Consider the following 26,358-nt stretch of genomic DNA (forward strand, 5'->3'; position numbering starts at 1 on the left):
ACCGCAGAAGAGCGGTGCGCCGTGTTTGCATTGTCGACGGCCCTAACGCCTACGGGGCAGGCGGGGCATGCAGCGTCAGTGCGTCAGAAGGTGTGACGCATGCCGACGTTCACACCCAATTGGCTCGTACCCGGCGTCGGCGATCCGCCCGCGCCGCCCGAACTCACCGAATACGCTGCGTGCTCGCTATTCCCCAGCCACGCCACTTGTGTGTACACGGCCGTTCGCTTCGACAGGAAGTACGTACCTCGCAGCGTCGCCATGGTCGCCCGTGTGTTCTGACGGGCGTTGAGCATGCGGAAGACTTCGCCATCCACGGCAAAGGCTGGCGTGAATTGATACACGGCGCCGACGTAGAACATGTCGGAGTTCACATCGGCCACCGCCGCGGACGCCGTCTGCACGCGACGGCCGAGCCATCCCGCCCCCGCCTTCCAGTTGCCCCCCTTTACATAGCCGTTCATCTGCCAGCGCGTGTCCTTGTCGGATGAGCTCGTGAGCGGCACGGTCGAGGCGCCGTTGAAGAAGTTCGCGGCAGCACCGGCGCCGCCACGCTGTTCGTCCCACGCGCCCGCCACGCCAAACCATGCCGTGTCGTACTTGAGCATCGTCGATATCTGGCGGCAGGACGTCATCTGTCCAGGCGTTTGTCCGGCACACATGCCCTGACCCGGCGAGTTGCCGGTGCCGCCGCCGTCGCGTCCGAACGAGTAGGTGGCGCCCACCGTCAGGCCCTGAAACACGCCCTTGTAGGCGACGGTGTTATCGCTGCGCGCGTTCGGGATGTAGCTGTCGAGCGATCCGCTGCCGAAGAGATCCGGGCCGAGAATGTCGGCATCGTTCATGACCCAGAACGTCATCGAGTACTGCCGGCCGAACGACAGCGTGCCGTAGGGATTCGACAGCCCCACCCACGCCTGACGGCCAAACAGCCGCCCGCCCTGATTGAGGTCGCCCGCGCGAACATTGAATCCGCTCTCGAGCGCGAACACCGCGTGCAAACTACCGCCGAGATCCTCATCGCCACGCAGGCCCCAACGCGACGGCAGCGACCCGGTGTTGGCCGGCACGCGCACGAGCGAGCTGTTGTTGGCGCCGGCGTGCGAGAGGTATTCGATACCGGTGTCGAGCATGCCGTAGAGCGTCACGCTCTGGGCCGAGGCGGAAGTGTGGGCCAACGCGAGGCCGGCGGCCAGCGCGAGCGCGGGCAGTCCCTTGAAGGTCACGATGATGTCTCCATTGATTCATGTGGTAGTCCGGCCTGTGTCGACCGGTAGCTGGCAAATGCCTGCGGGGGCAGACGCCACGGCTTGCGCGTCGGGGAACGTTCAAGCCGCGGGTACGGCAAAGGCGAGCGTGTCTGGGCGCTCGCCCCGAACACCGCTCAGACCGCGCCCGTGGCAGGCTGGGTGACGGCCGCGGCGAGAGACCCCGTGCGCCCCACGCGACGGCGCATGACGAGCATCAGCGCCGCCGCAAGAAACGCAGGAATCGCAACGATCTGGAAGGCCTGCGCCGTGCTCGACGCCGTGGCAATCAGCACACCGCCGAGGCTGGAGCCCAGGATCGAACCGAGACGTCCGACACCCAGCGCCCACGCCACGCCGGTCGCACGCGACGCCGTCGGGTAGTACGCCGCCGTCAGCGCATTGGCCCCGGTTTGCGACCCGGCGACACCGAAGCCCGCGAGGAAGACAACCGTCATCAGCCAGCCGGCCTGATGCGTGACCGACCCGAGCACACACAGTGCAATACCGGCCATGACATACGACGCGGCCAGCACCCGATACGGGCTCGTGCGGTCCATCGCGAAGCCGATCAGCACTGCGCCGACGGTGCCGCCGAGCGGCAACATCGCACCGATGCGAGCCGCTTCCGCCAACGTGTAACCCGAATCCTTGACGACCAGCGGCAGCCAGCTCGTGAGCAGATAGAACGCGCACAGCGTGCAGAAGTACGTCGCCCAAAGCAGCAGCGTGCCCACGACGTACTGACGCGTGAATAACCCGCCCACCGCAGAACTCGCTGCTCCGGCCGGCGTCACTTCCCGATCGATGCGCGTGACCTGCGGATCGATGTGCCGTGCGATGGCCAGCAACCGGTCGGCACTGTCTGCACGAGCGGCGAGGTAGCGCATCGACTCCGGCAACCAGCGCATGAGCACCGGCACGACGGCGAGCGGCACAACACCACCGGCGATCAACACGCCGCGCCAGCCAATGTGCGGGAGCGTCTGCGCAACGATCTCGCCGCCGATGGCGAAGCCCAGCGTGAAGCCGCAGAACGTGGCCGTCACGAGCAGCGAACGCATGCGCTCGGCGCAATATTCCGAGCTGAGGGTGATGGCGTTGGGCATGGCGCCGCCCAGGCCGATGCCGGTAAGGAAGCGCATGACGGCAAGCTCGGTCGGGCTGTGAACGAACGCCGACGCAATGCTGCCCAGAGAGAACAGGATGACCGAGAGAATCAGCACGCGTTTGCGGCCGATGCGATCGGCCAGCGGGCCGAAGATGAAGCAGCCGAGCATCAGGCCGCCAAGCCCAGCACCGAAGACCGTGCCGAGGCTGGTCGTCGCCATCGTCCATTCGCTACGGATGGCCGGTGCGAGGTAGCCGATGGCGGCAGTATCGAATCCGTCCAATGTGACGATCAGAAAGCACAGGGCAATCACGCGCCATTGAAACGGCGTGATGCCCCTGCGGTTCATCAAGGCGGAAATTTCCATGTCTGTCTCCTGTGCGGTGGTGTCCGCTGACTGAGCGGCGGGCCGTGGCGTCTGTCGACGACGCTCTGTGAAGGCCATACCGCCGGTTGGGGGCGATTACGTCAAAAAATCGGGCATGACGCGCCGGATTGCCGAGTCGCAATCACGCGGCGGGCGATGCGCTTGCGTCCGGCAATTCCGGATCGCCCGCCGAGAGGTATTCCCACATGCGCTCGATGATCCGGCCCGAGCGGGTGGCGCGCGCGCGGCAGGCGTCGGGATCGAGTACGGCGGCGGGGTAAGCAGCGGGGTGAGCGGCTTCGAGCGCGAGCACGTCGAGATCGACGCGGGCCGCATCTTCGAGGTACCACGTGAGCGCCACCATCGCGTCGAGCGTGTCGGCGGCGACAACTGCGCCGTTGCCACGCATCACCACGGCGGCGTTCGCACCCATCCGGGCGATGACCGCCTCGGCCTGCGCGTCGTCGCGAATCAGTTGCGGGTCGTCCCACAGCGGCACGCCGGGAGCGAAGTAAGTGCCCGGGCCGTGCAACGCGCGTGGCGTTCTGCGCAGTGTCGAGAGCGACATGGTCTTGGGCGGCATCGAGCGCGCTACAGCGCCGATATCGGGACGTGAGCGATAGATCTTCTGATGCAGACGGACTTCGCCGAGCACGCCATCGGGCAGCGGGCCATCGACGGGCACCACCGTGCCCGCTTCGCCCACGCCGATGAGTCCCATCGGGCGGGCCGCGCATACGAGGAAGTGATCGGCGTCGAGACGCGCGCTGCAATGACCGTACGCGTGGGCCAGCCCTGCGCGGGCCAGCGTGCGCGCCGCTACGCGCACCGCGCGATCCAGCTCGGCGATGCGGCCGGCATCGAACGTGTGTTGTGTCATGGGGAATCCGGCGCTATTCGGTGTTATTCGGCGTTATCAGGCGTCATGACCGCAAGCAAATCGAAGCATCGCGTCAGGCCGAAAACTCGGGGATCTCGGGCTTCGCGCCCCACATGCAGAACCCCGTCGGATCGAAGGGGAACTGACGCGGCACGTAGGTCGCCTCGTCTTCGGGCGCGATCTTGCGCACGCCCGTGGAGTACTCGTAGACCATGCCGTCCGGCCCCGCGAAGTACAGGAACATCGCGTGCGACGTGGGGTGACGTCCCGGACCGAAGCGAATCGGCACGCCTTGTTCGCGCAGGAAGTACCAGGAGCGCATGAGGTCGTCGATGCCGTTCACCTGAAAATTCACATGCTGGATGCCCGCGCGCTTGGCCGGGAACAGTGCGATCTTGTGATGCACGTCGTCGATGCGCAGCAGCGGTGCGTCGCCGATGCGATCCGACACACGGGCGTTGCACACGCTCGTCCAGAAGGCTTCGTCGCGGCGCGCGTCGGTCGTGCACAGCCCAACGTGACTGAACGAATCGATGCCCGCATCGCGCTCGCCGTGATACCGGCGGCCGGTCTGCGCGGCGCGCAACACCAGTTCGATCCGATTGCCGCTCGGGTCGAGAAACGTCAGAAAATCGCCCACGCGACGCATGTCGGCTTCGTCGCGCGTGCCCCGTCGAAACTCGATGCGCATGCCTTCGAGCTGCGCGGCGGCGGCATCGAAATGCGCGTCGCTCGCGACGTCGAACGCGACCGTATGGTCGGCGGGATCGCCTTCGAAGTAGCACACCGAATGGTCGCGGCTGTCGCTGCGAAGGAATACGTAACCGGCCTCCCGGCGCACTTCCTGCAACCCGAGAATGGTGCGCGCATAGCGCGTGGCACCCTCGATGTCGCGTGTGCCCAGCCGCACGTAACGAATGTCGTGCAGATTGATCACCGCTTGTCTCCTGCGGATATTGTTCGTGTTCCGGGCGAACGCCCGATGACTGCAATGTCGTGGGGATACGATAAGGATCGGCGCCGCATGACGCCAACAAATTGCGTAAATGCGCGGTATTTACAACGTGAATTGGGGGTGCAGCATGCGAGCGGCGCCGTGCCGCCGTCCCGCAGGGCGACGTGTCATGCGAACCAGGGAGAATGGCGGATCAGTCTTCGCCGTGGAACAGGCGAAAGATGGTGCTGCGCAACCAGCGATGGCCGGCGTCGGTGTGAAAGCGTTCGTGCCAGAGTTGCGAGATGTCGAACTCGGGGCCCTCGAACGGCAACGCGTAGGTGCGTAGATCGGCGGCGGCCTTGAGCGCGCGTCCGAGCCGCGTCGGCACACAGACCACGAGGTCGCTCGCGGCAATGAGCGCCGAGAGTCCCATCGAGTGCGCCATACGCAACGCGACATGGCGCTGGCGCCCCGCCTGTGCAAACCAATGCTCGACGGCCGTCTCGAAGACATCGTGATGACCGGCTGTCGGCCGATACACCGCGTGCGCTGCGCTCAGAAACGCTTCGACGGTCAGTTGTCCGCGAATCGTGGGATGCCCGTCGCGCACGAGTGCGACGTAGTGCTCGCGAAACAGACGCTGCTGGTGGAAGCCCGACGAAAAGCGGGTGAAGAGTCCCAGCGTGAGATCGATATCGCCCATCGCCATGGCGTTCTGCGCCTCACGCGGCGTGGTGTCGACGGTGACGATGCGCACGCCCGGCGCCTCCACCGCGAGCGTGGCCATCAGCTTCGGCATGAAGATCAACTGACCGATATCGCTCAGGTAAAGACGGAACGTGCGTTGCGCGTTTGCCGGCACGAAGTCCTGCGGTGCCTCCACGGCACCACGGATCAGACCGAGACCTTCGGTGACGGGTGGCGCGAGCGTGAGGGCGAGATCGGTCGGCCACATGCCTTGCGGCGTCTTGACGAACAACGGGTCGCCAAACGCGAGGCGCAGACGTTTGAGCGCGTTGCTCACGGCCGATTGCGTGAGGTTAAGTTCCTCTGCGGTGACGGTCGTGCTGCGCGTGCGCAGCAGCGACTCGAACACGAGCAGCAGATTCAGGTCGAGCGAGCGTAAGTTCATGCCCAGCCGTGCAGTCCTGCAAGAAGCATTAAGAGCGTCAGGGTCGGGTCGCCCCAAGCGGGGCGGTCCCGCATTTTAGGCAACGTCCGGCAACGTAGGCAGTGCGGGAAACCCCGCCCGTTCGCCCTGTCGCAATCATGGTATTTACGTGCGCGTGCTCGCACGCGCCGCCTCATGCAGGCGCGCCATGACTTCCAGCACCTCGGGACGCTTTTCGCGCTTGGCCGTCACGATGTGGTACTTCAACGGACACGCCACTTCAACGCTCGACAAGCGCTTGAGGCGGCTGCGCGCGATCCAGTCGCCGGCCAGCGGCGCACGGGCCATTGCAATGCCAAGTCCCGCTTCCGCGGCCGCAAGTACGACGGTGTAATCCTCAAAGCGCCGGTCCCGGGCACGCGGGCGCAGCGAAACGCCTTGCGCACTGCACCACGCGCGCCAGCCCGTCAGGTCGGAGTCGTGCAGCAACGGCATCGCGAGCATGTCGGCCGCGCTCGCGCCTTCGAGACGCTGCGCAATTTCCGGTGAGGCGATCGGGTACAGCGTCTCGTCCATCAACGGTTCGGCATCGACATTGGTCCAGCCGCCGCGGCCATAGCGCAGCGCGATGTCGACTTCTCCCGCGCCCACGTCGGCATTGCGATGTTCGGTGGTGACGTGAATGTCGATGAACGGCTGCCCCGCTTCGAGCGAACGCAGCCTTTCGAGCAGCCAGAGTTTAGCGAAGGAAGGCACCACGCTCAGACGCACGGCAGGCGCCTTGCGTGCCTGATGCCACTGGTCGGCCGCCGCATCGATCACGTCGAACGCATGCTCGATACGCCCCAGGAATCGCTGGCCGTCGCAGGTCAGACTGACACCCCGGCCGTGCCGCTCGAACAGCGCGCATCCTAGCCAGTTTTCCACTGCCCCGACGCGGCGGCTGATCGCACCATGCGTGAGGCCGCTCGCGTCGGCCGCCGCCGTGAACGAGCCGTGACGCGCGACGAGGCAGACAGTCTCCAGATTCGCCAGCGGCGGGCGGGCGCGGTGAGAAGTGTTCATGAGACGGGGGGCGAAGGAACAGGCGCTGAGAAAGCCGGCAAGGTGTGAAGCCAGCTCACACCTCACTGGCGATTTGTGCAGTAGCTTATCACCGCGCGCGTGCGGCAAGATTAACGCTTGCGGGCCGTTGCGCCAACATCGCATGCCGCTGCGGCGTGCGTCGCCGTTGCCCGCGCGCCCCTTTACAGGAGTCCGTCGTGTCAGCCGCTGCCCCCGCCTCGTTCACCCTCTATGTGGACGCTCAGTTCACGAGCCCCTACGCACTGTCGGCCTTCGTCACGCTACGCGAGAAAGGTCTGCCGTTCGATCTGCGCACCGTCGATCTCGAGCAGGGCGCACATCACGAAATCGCCTTCGCGGATATGTCGCTCACGCGCCGCGTTCCCACGCTCGTGCACGGCGACTTCGCGCTGTCCGAATCGTCGGCCATTACCGAGTATCTCGAGACGATTTCGCCCGAAGTGCCGGTCTATCCGCCGAGTGTGCACGAGCGTGCGCGGGCGCGTCAGGTTCAGGCCTGGTTGCGCAGCGATCTGGGGGCCTTGCGTGAGGAGCGCTCGACGGAAGTGATCTTCTATGGTCCGACGGACAAGCCGCTCTCCGACGCGGGCTACGCCGCCGCAAGCAAACTGATCGCTATTGCTCAGAGTCTGTTGCCCGATGGCCGCATGTCGCTATTCGACAAGTGGTGCATCGCGGACGTCGATCTCGCACTGATGCTCAACCGCCTCGTGTACAACAACGACGTGGTGCCGCCCGCGCTGGCCGACTACGCCCGCCGTCAATTCACGCGACCGGCGGTGCAGGAGTGGGGAGCGATGACGCGCCCGCCGCGTCCGGGCGATCGGGTCGACGGCAAGGCCGCCTGAGCGGTCTTCCCTGTCAGGCCGCCACCAACGCCAGGCGCTGGCGGTGAAGGCGGATGTAAAGCAAGACAAGCAGACGGTTCGGGCAGTCGTTGCGCAATGCGACGCTGGCCCGGCCGCGCGCGCCATGCTCGATGGCGTGACGGGATGCGAGCGCCGCCTGATACGCCGATGCCGCGAGCGCGCGTGCCGCGAATACCAGCAGGAACAATGACGCAGTCATCGCGATCCGGAAGTCGGCCGAGGTGAAGATTCGCTCGGGCACATCGAACACCAGCATGGCCGTCACGACGCAGGCATCGATGCAAGCGGCCCCCAACGAGGCCACCACCAGATACGCGCGCAACATCCGAATCGTTGACGATTTCATCTGTCCCCCTCTCCCTTTGCTCTCGTTGCGCAGGTACGTCCCCAGTGTGTGACCGCCCGCCAAAAGCGGGCCGTCGACAACGCTGCCGCGTTCCCGACATCATCCGCTTCTGATCTTAAATGTCGAGCACCTTCGGCATGGTGTGCCGAAATGCTTTTTGACACACGGTTACCTCTGCGTACGATGGACTGGCGGCAGGAATCGGCAAGCTGCATCTTTGCGGAATCTCGCACTTTTCTTCCAAAAACAGGCCAAATTTCAATGTTTTTCGGCGTTATTTTCGCGAAAACCATCGTATGACGGCTTGTGCGGTGAATTCAGTCGACAGGCAGGGGCCGAAAGGAGGAAAATATCGCCACCTTGCCGTTTACGTTAACGGTACTGACGACTGAAGCCACCTCTGCCGAGACATTGAAGAAACATGAGCGCCGATAATCAATTGCGTTTTGTCGTGGAGCCGCACGCCAACCCCACGCCCGCCGACCAGATCGCCGCCAAGCTGGCGAACCCGGTGTTCGGCCGCGTATTCACGGACCATATGGTCACGATCCGCTGGACCGAGGGTACGGGCTGGCACGATGCGAAGGTAGAGGCCCGCCGTCCGTTCGAGATCGACCCGGCATGCGCCGTGCTGCACTACGCGCAGGAGATCTTCGAAGGCATGAAGGCCTACCGCAGCGAAGACGGCAAGATTTCGCTGTTCCGCCCGCAAGCCAATGCCAAGCGCTTCCGTGAATCCGCCAAGCGCATGTCGATGGCCGAACTGCCGGAAGCCGTGTTCCTCGAAGCCGTGGAAAAGCTCGTCGACATCGACCGCGCATGGATCCCGGGCACCGAGGGCAGCAGCCTCTACATCCGTCCGTTCATGTTCGCCTCGGAGAGCTTCCTCGGTGTGCGCGCGGCACACGAGTACATCTTCTGCGTGATCGCCTGTCCGGTCGGCCCGTATTTCAAGCCGGGCAAGGCGGCCGTGACCGTGTGGGTGTCTGACCAATACACGCGCGCGGCGCCCGGTGGCACCGGTGCGGCCAAGTGCGGCGGCAACTACGCCGCAAGCCTGATTGCGCAGACCGAAGCCAGCGCGAAGGGCTGCGATCAGGTCGTGTTCCTCGACGCCGCGCAACATCGCTGGATCGAAGAACTCGGCGGCATGAACGTGTTCTTCGTGATGGACGACGGCTCGCTCCAGACGCCGCCGCTGTCCGGCACGATCCTGCCGGGCATCACGCGCGCCTCGATCATCGAACTGGCCAAGCGCGAAGGCCTGAGCGTCAACGAAACGCCTTACGAGTTTGCCCAATGGCAAGCCGACGCCGCCAGCGGCCGCGTGAAGGAAACGTTCGCTTGCGGTACGGCAGCGGTCGTCACGGCCATCGGTCAGGTGCGCCACGCCAAGGGCGAATTCAACATCGCCGACGGTGGCGAAGGCCCGGTCACGAAGCGCATCCGCGATCAACTCACGGGCATTCAACGTGGCAAGGTTGCCGATCCGTTCGGCTGGGTGCGCCACGTCGCGTAATCGCACGTTGTAACGTCTGGTTTTTCGACATAACAAGCTGTGAAGCTGCGCGTCGCCCGAGACAGCGACGCGGGAAATCGCCGGCGGCGCGCTACGACATCAGGAGAGTCGGGCGCGCCGTCTTGTTGTCCTTGACTGACAGATCATGAAACACGACTCGGGCGCGGTATCCGGCGCCATTGCGGCAACCGACACAATCGGCGTTCCGCACTCTGTGCTCGAAGACATCTACGCGATGGTCATCGGCATGGCATTTGTGGTGGTCGGTTTGGTGCTGCTCAAGGCTGCCGGGTTGGTCACCGGCGGCGTGGCCGGCATCGCACTGCTCGCCTCCTACGTCTTTCCCCTACCGGTGGGCACCATCTTCACGTTGGTGAACATTCCGTTCTTCCTGTTCGCATACTTCACGATGGGTTTGCGCTTCGCGCTCAAGTCCACCATCGCGAGCTTCGGCATCACATTCGCCCTCGCTGCCATGCCGCAGACGTTCAACGTCGCCTTCGTCAACCCGCTGTTCGCGGCGTTCGTCGGTGGCACGCTGTGCGGCATGGGCATTCTGGCCCTCGCCCGTCACGGCGCAGGCGTAGGCGGCACCGGCATCGTCACGCTCTGGCTGCAACGCGAGCGCGGTATCAACGCCGGCATCTCTCAGGTGTGTATCGACGCGACGATTCTGCTCGTCTCGCTCACCACCATACCGGCCGCGCGCGTCGCCTGGTCCGCACTGTCTGCCGTGGCCATGAGCGCTATGGTCGTGGCGTGGCACCGGCCGGGGCGCTACACCGGACGTTAAGTCACGTTAGGCCACATTAAGCCACATTAGGCCGCGCTGGCCGACCCGGCACGTCCTTCCGTTTCTTTGGGCCGGTACGCGCTCGCCTGAGTCAGCAGCCACTCGCGGAACACACTCAGTGGCTGCCCGTGCGTGAGCTCCGTCGGGTAGACGAGGTAGTAGGCCGACCCGGCCACGCTCTTCACGTCGAACGGAATCGTCAGGCCGAGGCTCGCCAACTGCCCTTCGACGAAGAACTTCGGCACCAGCGCGATGCCGAGCCCCGCGGCCGCCCCGGCGATCAGCATCGTGTGGAGTTCGTAGCGCACGCCTTGCAGTGTCCGGTTGTCTTCGATGCGCTGTTCCGCAAACCACTGTGTCCAGGCGCTGGGACGGGTCGTCGAATGCAGCAGCGCGTAGGTGAGCAAATCCGCTGCGTTGCGCACCGGCCCTTTCAGCAACGACGGGTGGCACACCGGCACCACTTCCTCACCGAAAAGATAGTCCGACGAGGTGCCCGGCCACGTCGGCTGTCCGAAGTGAATGGCCGCTTCGAAGTGCGTCTCGTCAAACGTGAAGAGGTCGGTGTGCACCCCCATGTTCACGCGAACGTCCGGGTGCCGTTCGTCGAAGTCTTTCATTCTCGGAATCAACCACTCCGACGCGAACGTCGGCAGCACCGCCAGCTCGAGATAGCCGCCACCACTGCCGTGGGCCATGATCGCGAGCGTGTCGCGGTCCAGTTGTTCCAGCGTGCGGCGCACTTGCGTGCCGTACAGGCGTCCGGCGCGCGTGAGCACCACCCGCTGTTTCGCACGAACGAACAAACGCACGCCAAGCTGCGTCTCAAGCGTGGCGATCTGGCGCGACACTGCGCTTTCCGTCAGGAACAGCTCGCGCGCCGCGTGAGTGAAGCTCTCATGGCGAGCGGCTGCCTCGAAGGCCAGCAGCGCCGCCGTGCCGGGGGTCTTGAATTTGCGCATATTGATTCCTAAAACGCATCAAGTGGCAATTTTATCTCGCTTTACGGGCGCGGCATCCGTTCCAATAATGCTGTTACTGCAAGATGGCATGGGGTGACGCGCCCCATGCCATGTCCTGACACCCTGCGGCGCCACACGAGACGGCGCCCCTCCCCTGCGAGACAATCCGATGCGCAATGCCAATGTGCAGTCCTTGCTGGTTTCCCTGATTGGGGAAGCGCGAACCGACGCGCTCTTCGCCACGCTCAATTCGCCATCGATTCTGGCCGATTGCGAGCCGGGCCGCGTGACCCGCGCCGAACTGGCGCAGGCCATGAACATGGCCCTGTTCGAGGGACTTCTGGCGCGTTCGCCGAACGGCCGCACCTATACGGAAGAAGCGATTGCCGGGGGTGGCAGCGTCTACTTCGATCACGGCGCGCTGCGCACGGTGCGCTGGGCACAGAACGGCGCCCTGCCGCCGGGCGAAGCCGCCTTCACGCGCATTCTGCGTCCGCTGGGCTTCCGTCTGAATGGTCGGTATCCGCTTGATCGCCTCGGCATGACCGGTCGCGCCTATGCCCATGAAGACGCCCCCGAAGAGATTTCGCAGTTCTTCGTGAGCGAGTTGCACCCTGAGCGATTCTCCGAGACGTTTCAGCAAGCCGTGTCGCGTGTCGTCGGTACGTCGAAAGACCCGCTCACACCCGCGGCCGCCGGTCAGCTCTGGGAGCTGGAACGCGACGGCACCCTGCCGCTCGACAGCGCGCAGGCGCTGCTGCCGGTGATCGTCGGCGCGTTCGCCCGTCAGCACGACGTGCCGGGCGAAGCCGATTACGAGCTGCTGCTGGCCGAGTCCGCCGAAATGGCCTGGATCGCGACCGAAGGCAATGCGTTCAACCATGCGACCGACCGCGTCGAAGACGTGTTCGCGCTGTCCGACGCCGAGAAGGCCAAGGGCCGCCCGATGAAGCCCGAGGTCGAGCGCTCACGCTCCGGTCGCGTGTTCCAGACGGCTTATCGTGCCGACACCGTGCGTCGCGAGTTCCGCGGCAAGGACGGCGAGATCGTCACACGCGAGGTGCCGGGTTCGTTCTACGAGTTCATCACGCGTCATCGCGAGTACGACACCGCCAAGCGTTGCTGGAAGACCGACCTGCGGTTCGACGCCGGCAATGCACAAGGTATCTTCAAGATGACGGCCAACGCCAAGTAACTGAGCCAAGCGAGGCCGGGTGGCCTTCGGTGCACAATACGTCTTGTGCGCCTGTGCCGCCTCCTCACCTGCCGACTCCGGTGAACGGCACCGGCGGCCAATACTGAATTCCATAGGGGTATCAACGTGAACGCGACTTCCATCCTCAACGAACTGGGCATTGCCAAACTGGCCGAAGCCGGCGACATCGCCGTGCACTCGCCGATCGACGGCGCATTGATCGGCCGCGTGGCCAGCGCCTCGGTAGTCGACGCGCAAGCCGCGCTCACCCGCGCGCACGCCGCGTTCACCGCATGGCGCAATGTGCCGGCGCCGCGTCGTGGCGAACTGGTGCGCCTGCTCGGCGAAAAGCTGCGTGAGCGCAAGCAGGCACTGGGCGCGCTCGTCACGCTCGAAGCCGGCAAGATCCTGCAAGAAGGTCTGGGCGAAGTGCAGGAAATGATCGACATTTGCGACTTCGCCGTCGGCCTGTCGCGTCAACTGTACGGCCTGACCATCGCGTCGGAGCGTCCGGGCCACCGCATGGCCGAGACGTGGCATCCGATGGGCGTGTGCACGGTCATCTCCGCCTTCAACTTCCCGGTCGCTGTGTGGTCATGGAACGCAGCGCTCGCGCTCGTCTGCGGCAACGCCGTGGTGTGGAAGCCTTCGGAGAAGACGCCGCTGACCGCCTTGGCCGTCAACAAGCTGATGGAAGAAGTCATCGCCGAATTCGGCGACGCACCGGAAGGCCTGACCGCCCTCATCATCGGCGGCCGCGACGTGGGTGAGGCACTGGTTGCCGACCCGCGCTCAGCCATCGTGAGCGCCACGGGCAGCACGGAAATGGGCCGCAAGGTCGGCGTGGAAGTCGCACGCCGCTTTGGCCGTTCGATTCTGGAACTGGGCGGCAACAACGCCGGTATCGTAACCGCCAGCGCCGACATGGAACTGGCCCCGCGCGGCATTCTGTTCTCGGCCGTCGGCACGGCCGGTCAGCGTTGCACCACGCTGCGCCGCCTGTTCGTGCACGAAAGCGTGTACGACAAGACCGTCGACCGTCTGAAGACGCTGTATGGCAAGGTCTCCATCGGCAATCCGCTCGAGCGCGGCACCCTGATGGGCCCGCTGATCGACGAAGGCGCGTTCAAGCGCATGCAGGGCGCTCTAGATCAGGCACGCGCACAAGGCGGCAAGGTCACGGGTGGCGAGCGTCACACGGTCGCCGGCGCAGAGAACGGCTTCTACGTGAAGCCGGCCATCGTCGAAATGCCGTCGCAAACGGAAGTCGTGCTGACCGAAACGTTCGCCCCGATTCTGTACGTGCTCAAGTACAGCGACTTCTCGGAAGCCATCGACGGCAACAATGCCGCATCGCACGGTCTGTCGTCGTGCGTGTTCACGACCGACCTGCGCGAAGCCGAGCGCTTCACGTCGTCGGCCGGTAGCGACTGCGGTATCGCCAATGTCAACATCGGCCCGAGCGGCGCGGAAATCGGCGGCGCATTCGGCGGCGAGAAGGAAACCGGCGGCGGCCGCGAGTCGGGTTCCGACGCGTGGAAGGGCTACATGCGTCGCGCCACCAACACCGTCAACTACTCTTCCGCCCTGCCGCTCGCGCAAGGCATCGACTTCTCGGTCGAGTGAAGTCGCGCTAGCTGCCGCCGGCGTGGCCCATCCCAATGGGCCGCGCCGTGGGCGCTGCCGCAAGTTCTGTCAGCGCCGGACGCCTCTTGCCAACATGGCGGATGCCTCCGGCGCCCTTCCCCAAGCCGCCGAATTCCGTCACGCTTTTTGCAGCGAGGCCCCCATGTACGCATTCACTTCTCCGTTCGCCAATCCGGCGGGCTCGCCGATTCGAGAACTGTTCAAATACCTGTCCGAGCCGGGCATGATCTCGTTCGCGGGCGGGTATCCGGCAAGCGATCTGTTCGATGTCGACGGTCTCGCAGCCGCACAGACCCGCGCCTTCGCCCAACCCACGCGCTGCCTCCAGTACGGCCCGACCGACGGGCTCGCCGAACTCAAGGCCCAGCTCATCTTGCTGATGGCCTCGCGCGGCGCACCGTGCGCTGCCGAAGAACTGTTGGTGACGACTGGGTCGCAGCAAGGGCTCGATCTGCTGTTGCGTGTGATGGTCGCGCCGGGCGATGTCGTTGTGACCGAGCAGCCGGCATATCCCGCGACGTTGCAGGCGTTGCGACTGCAACAGGCGAAGATCGTCACGGTGCCGGTCGACGCCGACGGCCTGAACGTCGACCACCTGAGCGCACTGCTGCGCGAGGGCAAGATTGCCGTGCCGAAGCTGCTGTACACCGTGCCCACATTTGCCAATCCGACGGGGGCGACGCTCTCGCGCGAGCGTCGCATCGCCCTGCTGAAGCTGGCGGTGGAGTACCGGTTCTTGATCGTGGAAGACGATCCGTATGGCGACCTGCGATTCGCGGGCGAGACGGTGCCGACGTTGTTGGGGCTGACGGCCGAGGTGCCGGGATCGCGCGATTGGGTGGTGCATTTCTCGAGCCTGTCGAAGGTCGTCGCGCCGGGGTTGCGAGTGGGCTGGACGGTTGCGCCGCCGGAGATTGCGCGTCGCTGCGTGGTTGCCAAGCAAACCGTCGATCTGTGCAGCGTGCCGTGGACGCAAGCCATCGCGGCCGAGTATCTGGCGGACGGCGCGTTGACGCGGCATCTGCCCAAGATCACCGAGGCTTATCGACGCAAATGCGACGCCATGTGCGGCGCGTTGCGTGACAAGCTGGGCGATGCCATCCAGTTCCACGCACCGCAGGGCGGAATGTTCGTGTGGGCGCGTCTCGCAGCGGTGAAGACGAGCGAGTTGCTGCCGCATGCGATTGCGCAGAAGGTACTGTTCGTGCCGGGAACCGCGTTCTTTGCCGAGCACGCCGATGAGGCGTCGCTGCGGTTATCGTTCGCTGCGCCTGCGGTCACGGCGATTGAAGATGGCGTAGCGCGATTGGCGCGTGCGATGGATGCAACCGGCAAGAAGATAGGGTAAAGACGCGTGTGCCCAGTCAACACCTGACGCTCACGATGCCAATGCAATGACGAGGGCCTCGCTGGCCGTCCGAGAAGGGCGGGTCAGCGAGGTCCTTGACGTTTATGCTCAGAGCTTCACGCAAACGTTGCGCAGTTCAGTGTAGAACTCGAGCGAGTGCACGCCGCCTTCGCGGCCGATGCCCGATTGCTTTGCGCCACCGAACGCCGTACGCAGATCGCGCAGAAACCAAGCGTTGATCCAGCAGACGCCGACTTCAAGCGCCGCGCCCATGCGGTGGGCACGGCTGACATCCGACGTCCAGACGGTCGCGGCAAGGCCGTAAGGCGTGGCGTTCGCCATCGCGATGACTTCTTCTTCCGTATCGAACGGCGCGATATGGCAGCACGGCCCGAAGATCTCCTCGCGGATGACCGAGGCCGTCTCCGGCAAGCCGGTCCAGATGGTCGGCTGCACCCAGGCACCGTCTTTCATCGACGCCGGCATGTCGGGCACACCGCCGCCCGTAACGACCGTCGCCCCTTCCTCGCGCGCCTTGGCGTAGTACGACAGCACCTTCTCGCGATGCACCTGCGAGACGAGCGGGCCGAAATTCGTGCCTTGCGCGTACGGATCGCCCAGCTTCAGCGATTCGGCGCGTTCCTTGAGCGCCGCCACGAAGCGCTCGAAGATCGGCCGTTGCACGTACACGCGCTCCGTGCCCAGACACACCTGACCGCTGTTGTCGAAGCTCGAACGCGTAATGCCTGCCACCGCCTTGTCGAAATCCGCATCCGCGAACACGATGCCGGGATTCTTGCCGCCCAGCTCGAACGACACCGGACGCACACCGCTCGCAGCCGCCTTCATGATCGCTTCGCCGGTGCGCGTCTCGCCCGTGAACGTGATGCCGTTCACCCCCGGATGCTCGGTCAGGAACGCGCCCGCAGATGCCGGGCCGAAGCCGTGCACCACGTTGTAGACGCCCGGCGGCACGCCGACTTCGTTCATCACCTCGCCAAGCAACGTGGCCGTGGCGGGGGTCTCTTCCGACGGCTTCACCACCACCGTGTTGCCGAACGCCAGCGCCGGGCCGACCTTCCACGTCATCAGTAGCAGCGGCAGGTTCCACGGGCACACCACGGCTATCACGCCACGCGGGGTGCGCACACCGTAGTTCAACGCGTTGCCGCCGTCGGGTGTCGTCATCGCAAACGACTCCGTGGGCACGTTCTTGATCATGTCCGCGAACACCTTGAAGTTCGCCGCGCCGCGCGGAATGTCCAGATGGCTCGCCAGACCATGCGGCTTGCCGGTATCCGCGATCTCTGCGGCAAGGAAGTCGTCGAAGCGGCGGTTGATGCCGTCGGCCACGGCGTGCAGCAACGTCACGCGTTGCTCGACCGTCATCGTGCCCCACGGGCCTTGCAACGCGGCGCGTGCGGCGCGAACGGCAGCATCCACCTCGGTGCGCCCGGCTTCGTGCACGTGGCCGATCACGCTGTTGTCGACCGGGTTGCGGTTCTCGAAGGTGCGGGGGCTTGACACCCACTCACCATTGATGAAGTTCTGGAAATCCTTCATGTCTCACTCTCGTTGTGTCGGTTGCTGTGGAACGGATCACCCTGCCGGGGCGCGCACGGCGTCTCTTGGCATGCCCTCGGCGCCGAGGGCGGCGGTATGCAGCACACGATAAATCCGCTGCCGGGTCTTCGTCAACTTTTTCTCGAGAATTTTTATTTATCTCGATTTTTAGTCGACTTTGCGAAAATCGATGCAAAGCTGCTTATAATCTCGGCACCTCTACCGAGCCGCCGCGCGTATGCATAGCCCAACCCCTTCCGCCCTCCAGACTGCCGACACCACGCTGGCGCAAAGCGCGTACATGCGTCTGCGCAGCGACATCGTCGAGGGACGGCTCGCGCCGGGCGAGAAGCTGCGCGTCGAGCATTTGAAGGATCGTTACGAGGTCGGTGCGGGAACGCTGCGTGAAGCGCTGGCACTGCTGGTGGCCGACGCCCTCGTCGTGCAGCATGGTCACCGGGGATTTCGGGTGACGCCCATCTCACTGGCCGACTTCATCGACATTACCGAGACGCGCGTGCAGTTGGAGACCGAAGCGTTACGCCAGTCCGTGGCGCTGGGGGACGACACCTGGGAAGCCGATCTCACGAGCGCATTTCACCTGCTCTCGCTCGCCGAAGAACGGCTGGGGAACGGGCAGGGGCAGCACGGCGACGGCAGCCAGTTCGCCCAATGGGAAGCGCGCAATCGCGCCTTTCATGAAGTGCTGATCCGGGCGTGCCCCTCGCGCTGGCTGCATCACTTTCTGGCGATTCTCTATCGTCAGTCCGAACGCTACCGGCGTTTGTCGATCACGCACCGGCCGGTGCCGCGCGACGTCCACGAAGAACATCAGGCCATCTTCGACGCCTGCCTCGCCCGCGATGCCGACAAGGCGTCGGCACTGCTCGCGGCGCACATTCGCAAGACACTCGAAGCCGTGCGCGAACTGCCAGAGGCTATCGTCAACGCCGGAACCGTACCGCTCACGCCGGTTCGGTGAGCGGCCGGCGCGACGGTCAACGCGGCAGACTGTCGCGCACGATCTGCGCGAAGTAGCGTGCGCCGAGCGGCAGAATCGCGTCGTTGAAGTCGTAGCCGGCGTTGTGCAACGGGATAGCCCCGGGCTCGTCGCCGCTGCCGTTGCCAATGAACGCGAAGTTGCCCGGCACGTGCTGAAGAAAAACGCCGAAGTCCTCCGACGCCATCACCGGCGCCACCTCCGCATCGACCATCGCGTCACCGGCAACCGCCTGCGCCGCGCAAACCGCGAGCGCCGTGTTGTCTGCCCGGTTCACCGTGGGCGCGAATTCATGCGTGTACTCGAATTCGCAATGCGCGCCGTGCATCGCGCACAGGCCCACGCAGATATCTCGCATGCGTGTCTCGAGCAGTTGTTGAACGTCCGGCGTATAGCTGCGCGTGTCGCCCTTGATGACAACGTTCGTCGGAATGGCGTTGCGAATCCCGTCTGTGATGAATTCTGTGCACGACACCACCGCCGACAGGCCCGGATCGACGTTACGCGACACCACGGTCTGAAGCGCCACCACGATTTGCGCGCCGATCACCAGCGGATCGACCCCCATGTGCGGACGCGCCGCATGCGTGCCCTTGCCACGAATGCGGACGACGAAGTTGTCCTCGCTCGCCATGATGCCGCCGGGGCGTGTTGCGATGCGTCCCACCGGAATGCCCGGCATGTTGTGAACGCCATAAATCGCATCGATGGGGAAACGCTCCAGCAGCCCGTCGGCAATCATCGCCTTCGCACCGCGGCCATGTTCCTCGGCGGGCTGGAAGATGAAGCGAACCGTGCCGTTGAAGTCGCGCGACTCCGCAAGCAACTTCGCCGCGCCAAGCACCATCGACATATGGCCGTCGTGCCCGCACGCGTGCATCTTGCCCGGCACCTGCGACGCGTGGTCGCGTTCCGGTGCTTGTTCGGCGATCATCAGCGCGTCCATGTCCGCCCGAATGCCGATAGCGCCGCCGCCATCTCCGACACGCAGGTTCGCAACAAGTCCTGTGCCGCCGATGCCGCGATGCACGTCGAGTCCGAGGCTCTCCAGAATCGTCGCGACCGTCTGCGACGTGCCGACTTCCTCGAAGCCGGTCTCCGGTTGACGGTGGAACGCGTGCCGCCAGCCCGTGAGCGCCTTGGCGAAATAGATGTCCTGCGTCATACGAAGCCCCCTTGCCCGTTGTGTTCGATGATGATGTCAGCGCGCCAGCCACGCCTGCTGGCGCGCTGTGACCGACGCCGCCGGTTCGCCGACGAGTTCCGCATACACCGATGGCGCCGTTGCGCCTTCGGTGCTGACGAGCAACACGCGCGAGTCTGCCGTCAGGCCGATAGCCGACGCCATCGCAGGTGTTGCCGCGGCCTGCATCAGCCCCGCCAGACCGGCCACCCCCGATTCACCCGCCACGAACGGCACGTCATTGCCGCTGCCGCGCGCCAGACGTTGCATCGCCTCGACAGCCTGAGCATCGGTGACAGTCATGAACGCGTCAATCGACGGTTGCAGAAATCGCCACGCAAGGGGCGACGTCTCGCCGCACGCCAACCCGGCCATCAGCGAGTCGACCAGCCCCGAGGCCGACGCCGCCCGCCCCGCGATGGCGCTTTGGTACAGACAATCGGCCTGCACCGGCTCCACCACGACGAACGTCGGACGCCGTGCGCCCCAACGCTCCCACAGGTAGCTCGCGACGCCGGCAGCCAGCCCGCCCACGCCGCCTTGCAGGAAGACGTGTGTCACGGGGCAGACGTCCTCGGTGTGGGCGCCATTGCCGCTGAACACCTCATCGACTTCGGCAGCGATGGTTCCGTAACCCTGCATCACATCGCGCGGGATGACTTCGTACCCATGGTAGGACGTATCCGAAACCACATACCAGCCATGACGCGCCGCCAGCGCCGCCGCTTCTTCCACCGAAGCGTCGTAGGTTCCTGCGATACGCACGATCTCGGCACCGTAGGCGGCGATCGCTCGCTCGCGCTCGTCGCTCACGTTCGCATGCAGCACGATCACGCAACGGCAGCCGATACGCTGCGCGGCAGCGGCCAGCGCGCGGCCGTGATTGCCATCGGTCGCGCTGATGGCCGTGAAACCGTCGAGCGCCTCGCGATGTTCACCGCCCAGCAGCGTCCGCGCCGTGAAGCCTCGCCCCACGAACTTGCGCAGCAGCAGGCGCACGAGCGCAATCGGTGCACCGAGCGCCTTGAAGCTGCCAAGCGAGGAACGCAGCGCTTCGTCCTTCACGAGCACACTGCGCACACCCAGCGATGCGGCGAGATCGGGTAACGTGCGCAGCGGCGTGCTGCCGGGTGTCAGCCCGTTCCAGTGCGCGAGACAATCGCGGCTCTCCTGCGCACGAGCGATGCTCATGATGTCCTGAAGCTCTGCCGGGTACGGCGCGCGCACGGCATGAGGATTGGCATACAGCATTTGGGGGGCTCCGGTATTGCGTTGTTCGGGGAACTGGCTTACCGATACATGCCAAAACGCTGTGCAATGACATCGAGCAACACTTCGGTCCCCCGCACCAGTTGGTCGTCGTCGGTGTGCTCGCGCGGGTTATGGCTGATCCCGCCACGGCTAGGCACGAAGATCATCGCCGCAGGGGCGATGCGCGCGATCATCTGCGCGTCGTGACCCGCGCCCGATGTCATACGCTTGTACGAGAGACCACGACGCTTCGCGCTCGCCTCGATGACGTCTGCCAACTCCGCGTTGAAGACCACCGGCGTGAACCAGCGATCCCATCATGTCGGGATGAAAGCGGGCGCCTTCCTCGTTGGTGAACGCCGCCACGGTGATCGGGCGCGACGGAAGCGTGCCGAAGATATTGCCGATGCGATCGATCTGCACATCGAGATCGAGTTCTCGCATCCATGCAACGACCTGATCGCGACCGGCCTTCTCGGCATCGGTGAGGGCGACGCGGGTGCGTCCGCCAGCGACGGGGTCGGCGCCGATCTCGCCCAGTTCGCGCAGTTGTCGCAGCAGAACCGGGCCATTCAGATGGAGGACAGCAGAGGCTTTCGTTTCGGACATGAGTCAGTCGTGTTGGCAGGGATATCCGGGCGGGCGTCAAATGTCGCCACCTTCGAGGGTTGCCGCTAGCGGAGTATCGTCGGACAGCCTGAATAATATTCCGGAGCGCGCGTAGGATTAGCGCATTTTTTGCGTCCGAATCGAACTTTTATTGCGCACGATGAGCCTCGACAGTTACGACATCGCCCTGCTCGCGGCGATTCAGCAAGACGCGACGACACCCCAGCATGCGCTCGGAGCGCAGGTCAATCTGTCGTCTGCCGCGGTGAACCGGCGGCTGAAGAAGCTCGCCGACGAAGGTGTGACGCGCAAGACCATCGCGCTGGTCGATCCGGCGAGCGTCGGCTACCCGCTCACGATCGTCACCGAAGTCGAAGTCGAGAACGAGCGGCTCGACCTGCTCGACGCCATGAAGCGCAGCTTTCTGGCGTGTCCGCAAGTGCAGCAGTGCTATTACGTCGCGGGGGAATGCGACTTCGTCGTCATCATGGTCGTGCAGAACATGGCCCAGTACACCGCACTCACGCGCGCCCTCTTCTTCGAGAGCAACAACGTCAAGCGCTTCAAGACACTCGTCTCGATGAGCAACGTGAAGGTGGGGTTGGAGGTACCGCTGGACGCCGCCGTGGCGTGACGCCTGCGATTACGCAGGCTATGTTGAATGTGTCGATTCCTCGCCCCTATCGGTCGGATTGTGCTGTTCTGACGAATCACTCGCGAGCGCTCGGAGATATTTCGTCTCGCAGCAGATCGAGGTACGCGCGCATCGTCGCGATGCGTTGCTCACCGATACGTTGGGCCTTCGATGTCGCCAGGCCGTCGGTCAGACGAAGCAGCTTGGTTTCGAAATGGTCGAGTGCGAAGCGGCGGTCGTCGAGGCTGCGGTTTGCCGCAAACGGATCAAACGGATCGTATAGCCGCGAGCCGGTGCGACCGGCGACATAGAACGTCCGCGCGATGCCGATGGCGCCGATCGCGTCGAGGCGATCCGCGTCGCGCAGCACGCAGGCCTCGCGCGACTGAGGCGCGACACCTGCCGAAAAGCTATGCGCTTCGATGACGTGCGCCGTTGCGGCGATCCGCTCGGCAGTCCATCCAAGCGTGCGCAGAACGCCGCTCGCCCTCTGCGCCGAGAGCCGCGATGCCTGAGCACGGCGCGGGTCCGTCTTTTCGACCGGAACGCAATCGTGCAGCAGCGTCGCCACGGCCAGCATCTCCAGATCGACGAAAGACTCGTCGGCCGCGATCTCCGTCACAAGCCGCCACACACGAATCAAATGCGACCAGTCATGCGATCCGTCTTCACGAACGTCGTTACCCTCGCGCGCATCCGCCTTTGCCGATGGCGCGTCCAATGTGTCGAGCACGGCGACAATGACCTCGCCATAGGGAGAGAAGGCTTGCGCCAGTTGCGTAGTCGATGAATTCATGACAATCCGATTTCCATTGTGCCTGTCTGGCCTTTGGCGATCACCTCGCCTCACTGCGACAAACAGAGACTTCCACGCATGAAACAAAGCCCCGCAGACTCAATGCCTGCGGGGCTTTATTATGAACGAATGAATGTTGGAGATTCATTCCAGCACACACGAACCGAAGCCGCGTTCTTCACTTGTCATGCCGACGGCTTCTGCGGAGAGCATCTTGATTGCGATCAGGGCTTTCGGTCAGTGCCAATATTGCCGCTATCGATAATCGCCACCTTCAGTTTCCCGCTCATCGATCTCACCCTCAGCCGATTCGGCAGCTCACACTGCCAAGCGCACCGATCTGCGCATGAATTGCGTCGCTCACGGCAACCGGTACCATCGGACCGAGCGCTCCGGAGAGGATCACGTCGCCAGCACGCAGCATCTGCCCTCTGCGCGCCATCGTGCGTGCCAGCCAGTAGACCGCACGCAATGGGTGACCCAGGCATGCAGCACCGCTTCCGGTCGAGACAGTCTTTCCATGACGAGTCATCGACATGCCGAGTTCGCCAAGCGACAACTGGCCGACTGCCATTGGCTGATGGCCGAGCACGTATAGACCGCACGATGCGTTGTCCGCAACGGTGTCTTCAAGCGTGATCCGCCAATCGGTGATTGCACTGTCCACGATCTCGAGTGCGGGAACTGCGTAAGCCAGCGATGACAGCACATGACCATAGCTCGGTGCCTCGTCATCGATATCTCGCCCGACGACAAACGCCACTTCTGCTTCAATCTTTGGCTGCATCAGGAGACTCATTGGAATTTCATCGCCGTCGAGATACTCCATGTCGTCGAAGAGCACGCCGAAGTCGGGCTGATCGACCCCCAGTTGCTGTTGTACTGCGATAGAGGTCAGTCCAACTTTCTTGCCGACAACACGCCGGCCAGCGGCAATTCGTGCCACCGTATTCACCTCAGCGACGGCGTAGGCTGCCTCCAGACCGGAAATACCAAACTGCTTGGAAATCGAGGCGATCGAGGTCCGTGTGGCACGCGCGTTGCGCAAGGCTTCGGCCGAGGCTTGAGTGGCTTCTTGATCGAGCGATTGAGACATGGCAAATGGGAGTGAAATGCTGTAATCAGGCAGCCTTAGCTACGGAGAGCGTGCTCACCGAGTCGCGCGCGAGGTCGGATTGCCGGCCCAGTCGCTGCATGCCCAACTGGCTGCGAAGCCGTGCTACGGTGCGATTGAGTTCGACTACCGGCACGACGGCGAAAGCGAAGCGATCGGGCCTGAGAATCGCGACGGCTTTTTCGCTGAAACCCGCCTTGCCAAACCAAGCGATCATTTCGCCGCCGATGTCTTCGACTTCCGTTGTGCCATTCGTGTTGTCGCGATCGACGCCGTTCAGTCCCTGTGGACGTCCACCGTATGGGTACAGCGTGATGCTTCGCGTCGACAACGCTTTCAACGTCTCTGCAGAGGCTTTATCGAGATATCGAGACGGATCGACGTTCAGCCCGATCAGAGAAAATCCAGGCCCAAGCAGATCGTCAATCCGCTGCCTGGCGCCATTGAACAGACGTACCTCAGGCTGAGGAGCCAATGCGCCCTCAGGGCCGTTCCGGTGGCTGCGCGGCAGGCCAAGATAGGTACCTTTCTTGTAGACAGGCATCGGCTTGAACCCACCCTCCTGGAACCAGCGCCGAAGTGGCGGAATCGTACGAATCAAGCCGAGCGAAGCGTCACGCAGGAGCGTCGCGAACGGATTCCTTGCTGACACGACGTTCTTGAGCAGCACGGATACGTCGATCATCGCCTTCGCGTGAACGTGGCGCTCCGACTGGTACGTGTCCAGCAGCGCTTGGGCCGCCTGATCACGCAACACAAGGTCGAGCTTCCAGCCGAGGTTGTATGCGTCGCGGACGCCAGAGCTGGCACCTTGCCCCATAAACTGCGGCGTCATATGCGCGGCATCTCCAGCCAGGAGGACGCGGCCGTCTCGCCATTTCGCTGCAATCAGCGCATTGAATGTGTAGACGAGCTTGCGTTTGACGAAAAACTGGTCTGGATCAACAAACATGGACAAGTATCTCCGCACCGTCTCGGGCCGCTCCATGTTCTCTTTCGTTTCCCCCGGCATCAGCATGAACTCGAACCGGTGGAACTTGTCCGGTTGAACGCAGCTCACCACTGGCAGCTTGGGGTCAACGACAAAATTGAAGTACGGCAAATGGCGCAGCGCATCTGTTCCCGTTTTGCGTTCGAGGTCAACCACCAACCATGGTTCCGGAAAGCTCTTGCCTGCCATTTCGATGCCGAGCTTCGTACGCACGACGCTACGCCCGCCGTCCGCCCCAACCATAAACCGCGCCCGGATGGTTCGAGCGTCCGCTTCGCCTTGCACGCTCGTGCGCGCATCCGTGCTATCGCTGAATCGCGCTTCCCGCGTTGCCTGGTGTGCGATGCTCACGCCGTCCGCGTCTTGCGAGAAATCGATGACTTCTCGCCCCCGGCGCACGTCTACGTTTGGATAGCGCGACAGGGTTTCAGAGAGCGTTGTTTCAAGATACGGCTGATAGAAGAAGTTAATGATCGGCCAACCGAAAGGACGCTTGCGCGGCATGTACTGAGTGATTGGCGTGCCGTCCGGACGTACGAGCTGAACCGGCGTCTCCATCATCATTCTGGCTTGCAGTTCATCCACCACGCCAAGGTGCTGGAAGATGCGCATGCATTCGTCGTCGGTGTACACGGCGCGAGCGTTACCGTAGAAGACCGGCTCCCGCTCAAGCACAACGACCTGATGACCAGCCTGTCCGAGCATATGCGCCAGTACCAGGCCGGTGGGACCAAGCCCTACGATTGCGACATCGCAAGCATCGTCCTGAGGCACTGCGTTCATGACTGGTCTCCTCTTATAGTGAATTCGGGCTGCATCAACGAGATGAGGCAGCGGCGAAAACGCCCCAATCTGACTCGTAGACTCAGGTTTTCGGGGCGGTGGCCCCACAGGCTGATTCCCCGGTAGGTCGTGGGGCACCACGTTTGCTCATCCACCACGAGTGGGTTCCAACCCAACTCGATCTCGAACCCGGATGGTGTTTGGACGTAGAACGAAAGCTCGCGATCATTCGGGTGCTGACCGATCGCATTGGCGATCGGATAGCCCAATACGCGGCACCGCAGATATGCCTGGGTCAAGTCATCCAGCGATGCGCATTGAAGATTCATGTGATGAATCTGGGTGCGCAGCGGATTCAGACGAATGCCTCGCGTCGACGCAGTGGCAAACGAATGGTGACGTTCGTTGAAGCGAAGGAAAGCGAAGTCGAGATCCAGACCGTCGATCTTGTCTTCAATCTCGTCCGACAACCGTGCGTCGAATATCTCTTTCCAGAACGCTTGCATGGCTTCTGGGTGCCGTGTCGTCACTGCAACGTGCCCCATGCCTGCTGCGTCGGTCACGAAGCCGCTCGCTTTCATCTCCAACGGCAGATTGCTGATGACTGGCGCTGTGAAAATCTCGGTGCGCAGCTTCTTGGGGCCCGCAAAAAACCAGAACCTGTCGACACCGCGCAAAGCCGCTTCCGCTGTATTCCCTTCCTGAACGCGTATGCCGCGCGCAGACAAACGCGCGATAGCCAGTTGGAGCGCTGCCGCATCGCTGAGCTGCCAGCCGATGGCGATGACATCTTCGGCAGGCCCCTCACGGACGATGAGACGTCGTTGATGCGCATCGATGCGGCACGCGACTACGTCGCGTCGCGGAACATCAACGTGCAGGCCCAGCCCCTGGGCGGCGAACGTCGCCCATTCATCCAGGCGATTGGATTCGGCCAGCAAATAGCCCATGCGAACGCAGCCGAACAGGCTTTTCGGCGCAGCTTCTGTAGTCGTAGTGGTTGACATAGCAGCAAG

General features: G+C 63.8%; 23 protein-coding genes and 1 pseudogene. 8 read left to right on the forward strand and 16 right to left on the reverse strand.

Annotated features, from left to right (window positions below; translation table 11 throughout):
• Positions 1 to 83 precede the first annotated feature (83 nt).
• The 6 genes from PHO31112_RS11365 to PHO31112_RS11390 form a co-directional block, all read right to left on the reverse strand.
• Entirely contained in the window at positions 84 to 1,211 is a 1,128-nt protein-coding gene (locus tag PHO31112_RS11365) for a porin (protein WP_150620662.1), read from the reverse strand.
• 173 nt (positions 1,212 to 1,384) lie between these two features.
• Positions 1,385 to 2,725: an MFS transporter gene (locus PHO31112_RS11370; protein WP_150620597.1), complete on the reverse strand. Its 1,341-nt coding sequence runs from the start codon at positions 2,723 to 2,725 to the stop codon at positions 1,385 to 1,387.
• 142 nt (positions 2,726 to 2,867) lie between these two features.
• The gene (locus PHO31112_RS11375) at positions 2,868 to 3,605 is read right to left on the reverse strand and encodes a class II aldolase/adducin family protein (protein ID WP_150620598.1); all 738 of its coding nucleotides are present in this window, start codon (positions 3,603 to 3,605) and stop codon (positions 2,868 to 2,870) included.
• Positions 3,606 to 3,678: 73 nt separating this feature from the next.
• Positions 3,679 to 4,542, reverse strand: a complete 864-nt coding sequence (locus PHO31112_RS11380) for a VOC family protein (RefSeq protein WP_150620599.1) — start codon at positions 4,540 to 4,542, stop codon at positions 3,679 to 3,681.
• A 211-nt stretch (positions 4,543 to 4,753) separates the two neighbouring features.
• Positions 4,754 to 5,674, reverse strand: a complete 921-nt coding sequence (locus PHO31112_RS11385) for a LysR family transcriptional regulator (RefSeq protein ID WP_150620600.1) — start codon at positions 5,672 to 5,674, stop codon at positions 4,754 to 4,756.
• 144 nt (positions 5,675 to 5,818) lie between these two features.
• Positions 5,819 to 6,718: a LysR substrate-binding domain-containing protein gene (locus PHO31112_RS11390; RefSeq protein ID WP_150620601.1), complete on the reverse strand. Its 900-nt coding sequence runs from the start codon at positions 6,716 to 6,718 to the stop codon at positions 5,819 to 5,821.
• 197 nt (positions 6,719 to 6,915) lie between these two features.
• On the opposite strand from PHO31112_RS11390, the gene yfcF reads away from it, so the two are divergent.
• A complete protein-coding gene (yfcF, locus tag PHO31112_RS11395) occupies positions 6,916 to 7,587 on the forward strand; it encodes a glutathione transferase (RefSeq protein ID WP_150620602.1) in 672 nt (223 codons plus the stop codon).
• A 13-nt stretch (positions 7,588 to 7,600) separates the two neighbouring features.
• Here the strand turns inward: yfcF and PHO31112_RS11400 are convergent, their stop codons facing one another.
• Complete coding sequence (locus tag PHO31112_RS11400; RefSeq protein ID WP_150620603.1) at positions 7,601 to 7,954, reverse strand: hypothetical protein; 354 nt, start codon at positions 7,952 to 7,954, stop codon at positions 7,601 to 7,603.
• A 421-nt stretch (positions 7,955 to 8,375) separates the two neighbouring features.
• Between PHO31112_RS11400 and PHO31112_RS11405 the strand changes: the two genes are divergently transcribed.
• Together PHO31112_RS11405 and PHO31112_RS11410 are read left to right on the forward strand one after the other, a co-directional pair.
• The gene (locus PHO31112_RS11405; RefSeq protein WP_150620604.1) at positions 8,376 to 9,473 is read left to right on the forward strand and encodes a branched-chain amino acid aminotransferase; all 1,098 of its coding nucleotides are present in this window, start codon (positions 8,376 to 8,378) and stop codon (positions 9,471 to 9,473) included.
• A gap of 145 nt (positions 9,474 to 9,618) precedes the next feature.
• The gene (locus PHO31112_RS11410; RefSeq protein WP_150620605.1) at positions 9,619 to 10,266 is read left to right on the forward strand and encodes a YitT family protein; all 648 of its coding nucleotides are present in this window, start codon (positions 9,619 to 9,621) and stop codon (positions 10,264 to 10,266) included.
• 26 nt (positions 10,267 to 10,292) lie between these two features.
• Here the strand turns inward: PHO31112_RS11410 and PHO31112_RS11415 are convergent, their stop codons facing one another.
• Positions 10,293 to 11,228, reverse strand: coding sequence for a LysR family transcriptional regulator (locus tag PHO31112_RS11415; protein WP_150620606.1), 936 nt, complete (start codon positions 11,226 to 11,228; stop codon positions 10,293 to 10,295).
• Positions 11,229 to 11,397: 169 nt separating this feature from the next.
• Between PHO31112_RS11415 and PHO31112_RS11420 the strand changes: the two genes are divergently transcribed.
• The 3 genes from PHO31112_RS11420 (at position 11,398) to PHO31112_RS11430 (ending at position 15,418) form a co-directional block, all read left to right on the forward strand.
• The gene (locus tag PHO31112_RS11420; RefSeq protein ID WP_150620607.1) at positions 11,398 to 12,423 is read left to right on the forward strand and encodes a DUF1338 domain-containing protein; all 1,026 of its coding nucleotides are present in this window, start codon (positions 11,398 to 11,400) and stop codon (positions 12,421 to 12,423) included.
• 126 nt (positions 12,424 to 12,549) lie between these two features.
• Complete coding sequence (gene amaB / locus PHO31112_RS11425; protein WP_150620608.1) at positions 12,550 to 14,049, forward strand: L-piperidine-6-carboxylate dehydrogenase; 1,500 nt, start codon at positions 12,550 to 12,552, stop codon at positions 14,047 to 14,049.
• 163 nt (positions 14,050 to 14,212) lie between these two features.
• A complete protein-coding gene (locus tag PHO31112_RS11430) occupies positions 14,213 to 15,418 on the forward strand; it encodes an aminotransferase-like domain-containing protein (protein WP_150620609.1) in 1,206 nt (401 codons plus the stop codon).
• A gap of 108 nt (positions 15,419 to 15,526) precedes the next feature.
• Here the strand turns inward: PHO31112_RS11430 and PHO31112_RS11435 are convergent, their stop codons facing one another.
• Positions 15,527 to 16,981: a 2-hydroxymuconic semialdehyde dehydrogenase gene (locus PHO31112_RS11435; RefSeq protein WP_150620610.1), complete on the reverse strand. Its 1,455-nt coding sequence runs from the start codon at positions 16,979 to 16,981 to the stop codon at positions 15,527 to 15,529.
• A 238-nt stretch (positions 16,982 to 17,219) separates the two neighbouring features.
• On the opposite strand from PHO31112_RS11435, the gene PHO31112_RS11440 reads away from it, so the two are divergent.
• Positions 17,220 to 17,963, forward strand: coding sequence for a GntR family transcriptional regulator (locus PHO31112_RS11440; protein WP_150620611.1), 744 nt, complete (start codon positions 17,220 to 17,222; stop codon positions 17,961 to 17,963).
• Positions 17,964 to 17,979: 16 nt separating this feature from the next.
• Here PHO31112_RS11440 and PHO31112_RS11445 read toward each other — a convergent pair whose 3' ends face one another.
• The 3 genes and pseudogenes from PHO31112_RS11445 to PHO31112_RS11455 all read right to left on the reverse strand — a co-directional run bounded on the left by PHO31112_RS11445 (position 17,980) and on the right by PHO31112_RS11455 (position 21,024).
• Positions 17,980 to 19,146, reverse strand: a complete 1,167-nt coding sequence (locus tag PHO31112_RS11445; RefSeq protein ID WP_150620612.1) for a M20 aminoacylase family protein — start codon at positions 19,144 to 19,146, stop codon at positions 17,980 to 17,982.
• 36 nt (positions 19,147 to 19,182) lie between these two features.
• The gene (locus PHO31112_RS11450; RefSeq protein ID WP_150620613.1) at positions 19,183 to 20,415 is read right to left on the reverse strand and encodes a diaminopropionate ammonia-lyase; all 1,233 of its coding nucleotides are present in this window, start codon (positions 20,413 to 20,415) and stop codon (positions 19,183 to 19,185) included.
• A 38-nt stretch (positions 20,416 to 20,453) separates the two neighbouring features.
• A pseudogene (locus PHO31112_RS11455) lies at positions 20,454 to 21,024 on the reverse strand (M20/M25/M40 family metallo-hydrolase).
• 160 nt (positions 21,025 to 21,184) lie between these two features.
• On the opposite strand from PHO31112_RS11455, the gene PHO31112_RS11460 reads away from it, so the two are divergent.
• A complete protein-coding gene (locus PHO31112_RS11460) occupies positions 21,185 to 21,658 on the forward strand; it encodes an Lrp/AsnC family transcriptional regulator (RefSeq protein WP_150620614.1) in 474 nt (157 codons plus the stop codon).
• Between the two features lie 76 nt (positions 21,659 to 21,734).
• On the opposite strand, the gene PHO31112_RS11465 is transcribed toward PHO31112_RS11460, so the two are convergent.
• From PHO31112_RS11465 to PHO31112_RS11480, 4 genes are all read right to left on the reverse strand, one after another.
• Positions 21,735 to 22,454 carry an HD domain-containing protein gene (locus PHO31112_RS11465; RefSeq protein WP_150620615.1) on the reverse strand — a complete coding sequence of 240 codons (720 nt, stop codon included), beginning with the start codon at positions 22,452 to 22,454 and terminating at the stop codon, positions 21,735 to 21,737.
• A gap of 301 nt (positions 22,455 to 22,755) precedes the next feature.
• Positions 22,756 to 23,550, reverse strand: coding sequence for a 2-keto-4-pentenoate hydratase (locus tag PHO31112_RS11470; protein ID WP_150620616.1), 795 nt, complete (start codon positions 23,548 to 23,550; stop codon positions 22,756 to 22,758).
• 25 nt (positions 23,551 to 23,575) lie between these two features.
• A complete protein-coding gene (gene mhpA / locus PHO31112_RS11475) occupies positions 23,576 to 25,342 on the reverse strand; it encodes a bifunctional 3-(3-hydroxy-phenyl)propionate/3-hydroxycinnamic acid hydroxylase MhpA (RefSeq protein ID WP_150620617.1) in 1,767 nt (588 codons plus the stop codon).
• A complete protein-coding gene (locus PHO31112_RS11480; protein WP_246178039.1) occupies positions 25,339 to 26,349 on the reverse strand; it encodes a VOC family protein in 1,011 nt (336 codons plus the stop codon). The genes mhpA and PHO31112_RS11480 overlap by 4 nt, the downstream gene beginning before the upstream one ends.
• Between the last annotated feature and the right edge of the window lie 9 nt (positions 26,350 to 26,358).

This window comes from Pandoraea horticolens, assembly GCF_902459555.1.
Classification (GTDB): Bacteria; Pseudomonadota; Gammaproteobacteria; order Burkholderiales; family Burkholderiaceae; genus Pandoraea; species Pandoraea horticolens.

Coding starts and splice junctions, on each gene's coding strand:
- PHO31112_RS11440 (WP_150620611.1), top strand. CDS start 17,220: ATGCATAGCCCAACCCCTTCCGCCCTCCAGACTGCCGACACCACGCTG.
- PHO31112_RS11430 (WP_150620609.1), top strand. CDS start 14,213: ATGTACGCATTCACTTCTCCGTTCGCCAATCCGGCGGGCTCGCCGATT.
- PHO31112_RS11415 (WP_150620606.1), bottom strand. CDS start 11,228: ATGCGCAAATTCAAGACCCCCGGCACGGCGGCGCTGCTGGCCTTCGAG.
- PHO31112_RS11460 (WP_150620614.1), top strand. CDS start 21,185: ATGAGCCTCGACAGTTACGACATCGCCCTGCTCGCGGCGATTCAGCAA.
- PHO31112_RS11435 (WP_150620610.1), bottom strand. CDS start 16,981: ATGAAGGATTTCCAGAACTTCATCAATGGTGAGTGGGTGTCAAGCCCC.
- PHO31112_RS11390 (WP_150620601.1), bottom strand. CDS start 6,718: ATGAACACTTCTCACCGCGCCCGCCCGCCGCTGGCGAATCTGGAGACT.
- PHO31112_RS11375 (WP_150620598.1), bottom strand. CDS start 3,605: ATGACACAACACACGTTCGATGCCGGCCGCATCGCCGAGCTGGATCGC.
- PHO31112_RS11480 (WP_246178039.1), bottom strand. CDS start 26,349: ATGTCAACCACTACGACTACAGAAGCTGCGCCGAAAAGCCTGTTCGGC.
- PHO31112_RS11465 (WP_150620615.1), bottom strand. CDS start 22,454: ATGAATTCATCGACTACGCAACTGGCGCAAGCCTTCTCTCCCTATGGC.
- PHO31112_RS11385 (WP_150620600.1), bottom strand. CDS start 5,674: ATGAACTTACGCTCGCTCGACCTGAATCTGCTGCTCGTGTTCGAGTCG.
- PHO31112_RS11370 (WP_150620597.1), bottom strand. CDS start 2,725: ATGGAAATTTCCGCCTTGATGAACCGCAGGGGCATCACGCCGTTTCAA.
- PHO31112_RS11470 (WP_150620616.1), bottom strand. CDS start 23,550: ATGTCTCAATCGCTCGATCAAGAAGCCACTCAAGCCTCGGCCGAAGCC.
- PHO31112_RS11410 (WP_150620605.1), top strand. CDS start 9,619: ATGAAACACGACTCGGGCGCGGTATCCGGCGCCATTGCGGCAACCGAC.
- PHO31112_RS11405 (WP_150620604.1), top strand. CDS start 8,376: ATGAGCGCCGATAATCAATTGCGTTTTGTCGTGGAGCCGCACGCCAAC.
- PHO31112_RS11450 (WP_150620613.1), bottom strand. CDS start 20,415: ATGCTGTATGCCAATCCTCATGCCGTGCGCGCGCCGTACCCGGCAGAG.
- PHO31112_RS11420 (WP_150620607.1), top strand. CDS start 11,398: ATGCGCAATGCCAATGTGCAGTCCTTGCTGGTTTCCCTGATTGGGGAA.
- PHO31112_RS11400 (WP_150620603.1), bottom strand. CDS start 7,954: ATGAAATCGTCAACGATTCGGATGTTGCGCGCGTATCTGGTGGTGGCC.
- PHO31112_RS11445 (WP_150620612.1), bottom strand. CDS start 19,146: ATGACGCAGGACATCTATTTCGCCAAGGCGCTCACGGGCTGGCGGCAC.
- mhpA (WP_150620617.1), bottom strand. CDS start 25,342: ATGAACGCAGTGCCTCAGGACGATGCTTGCGATGTCGCAATCGTAGGG.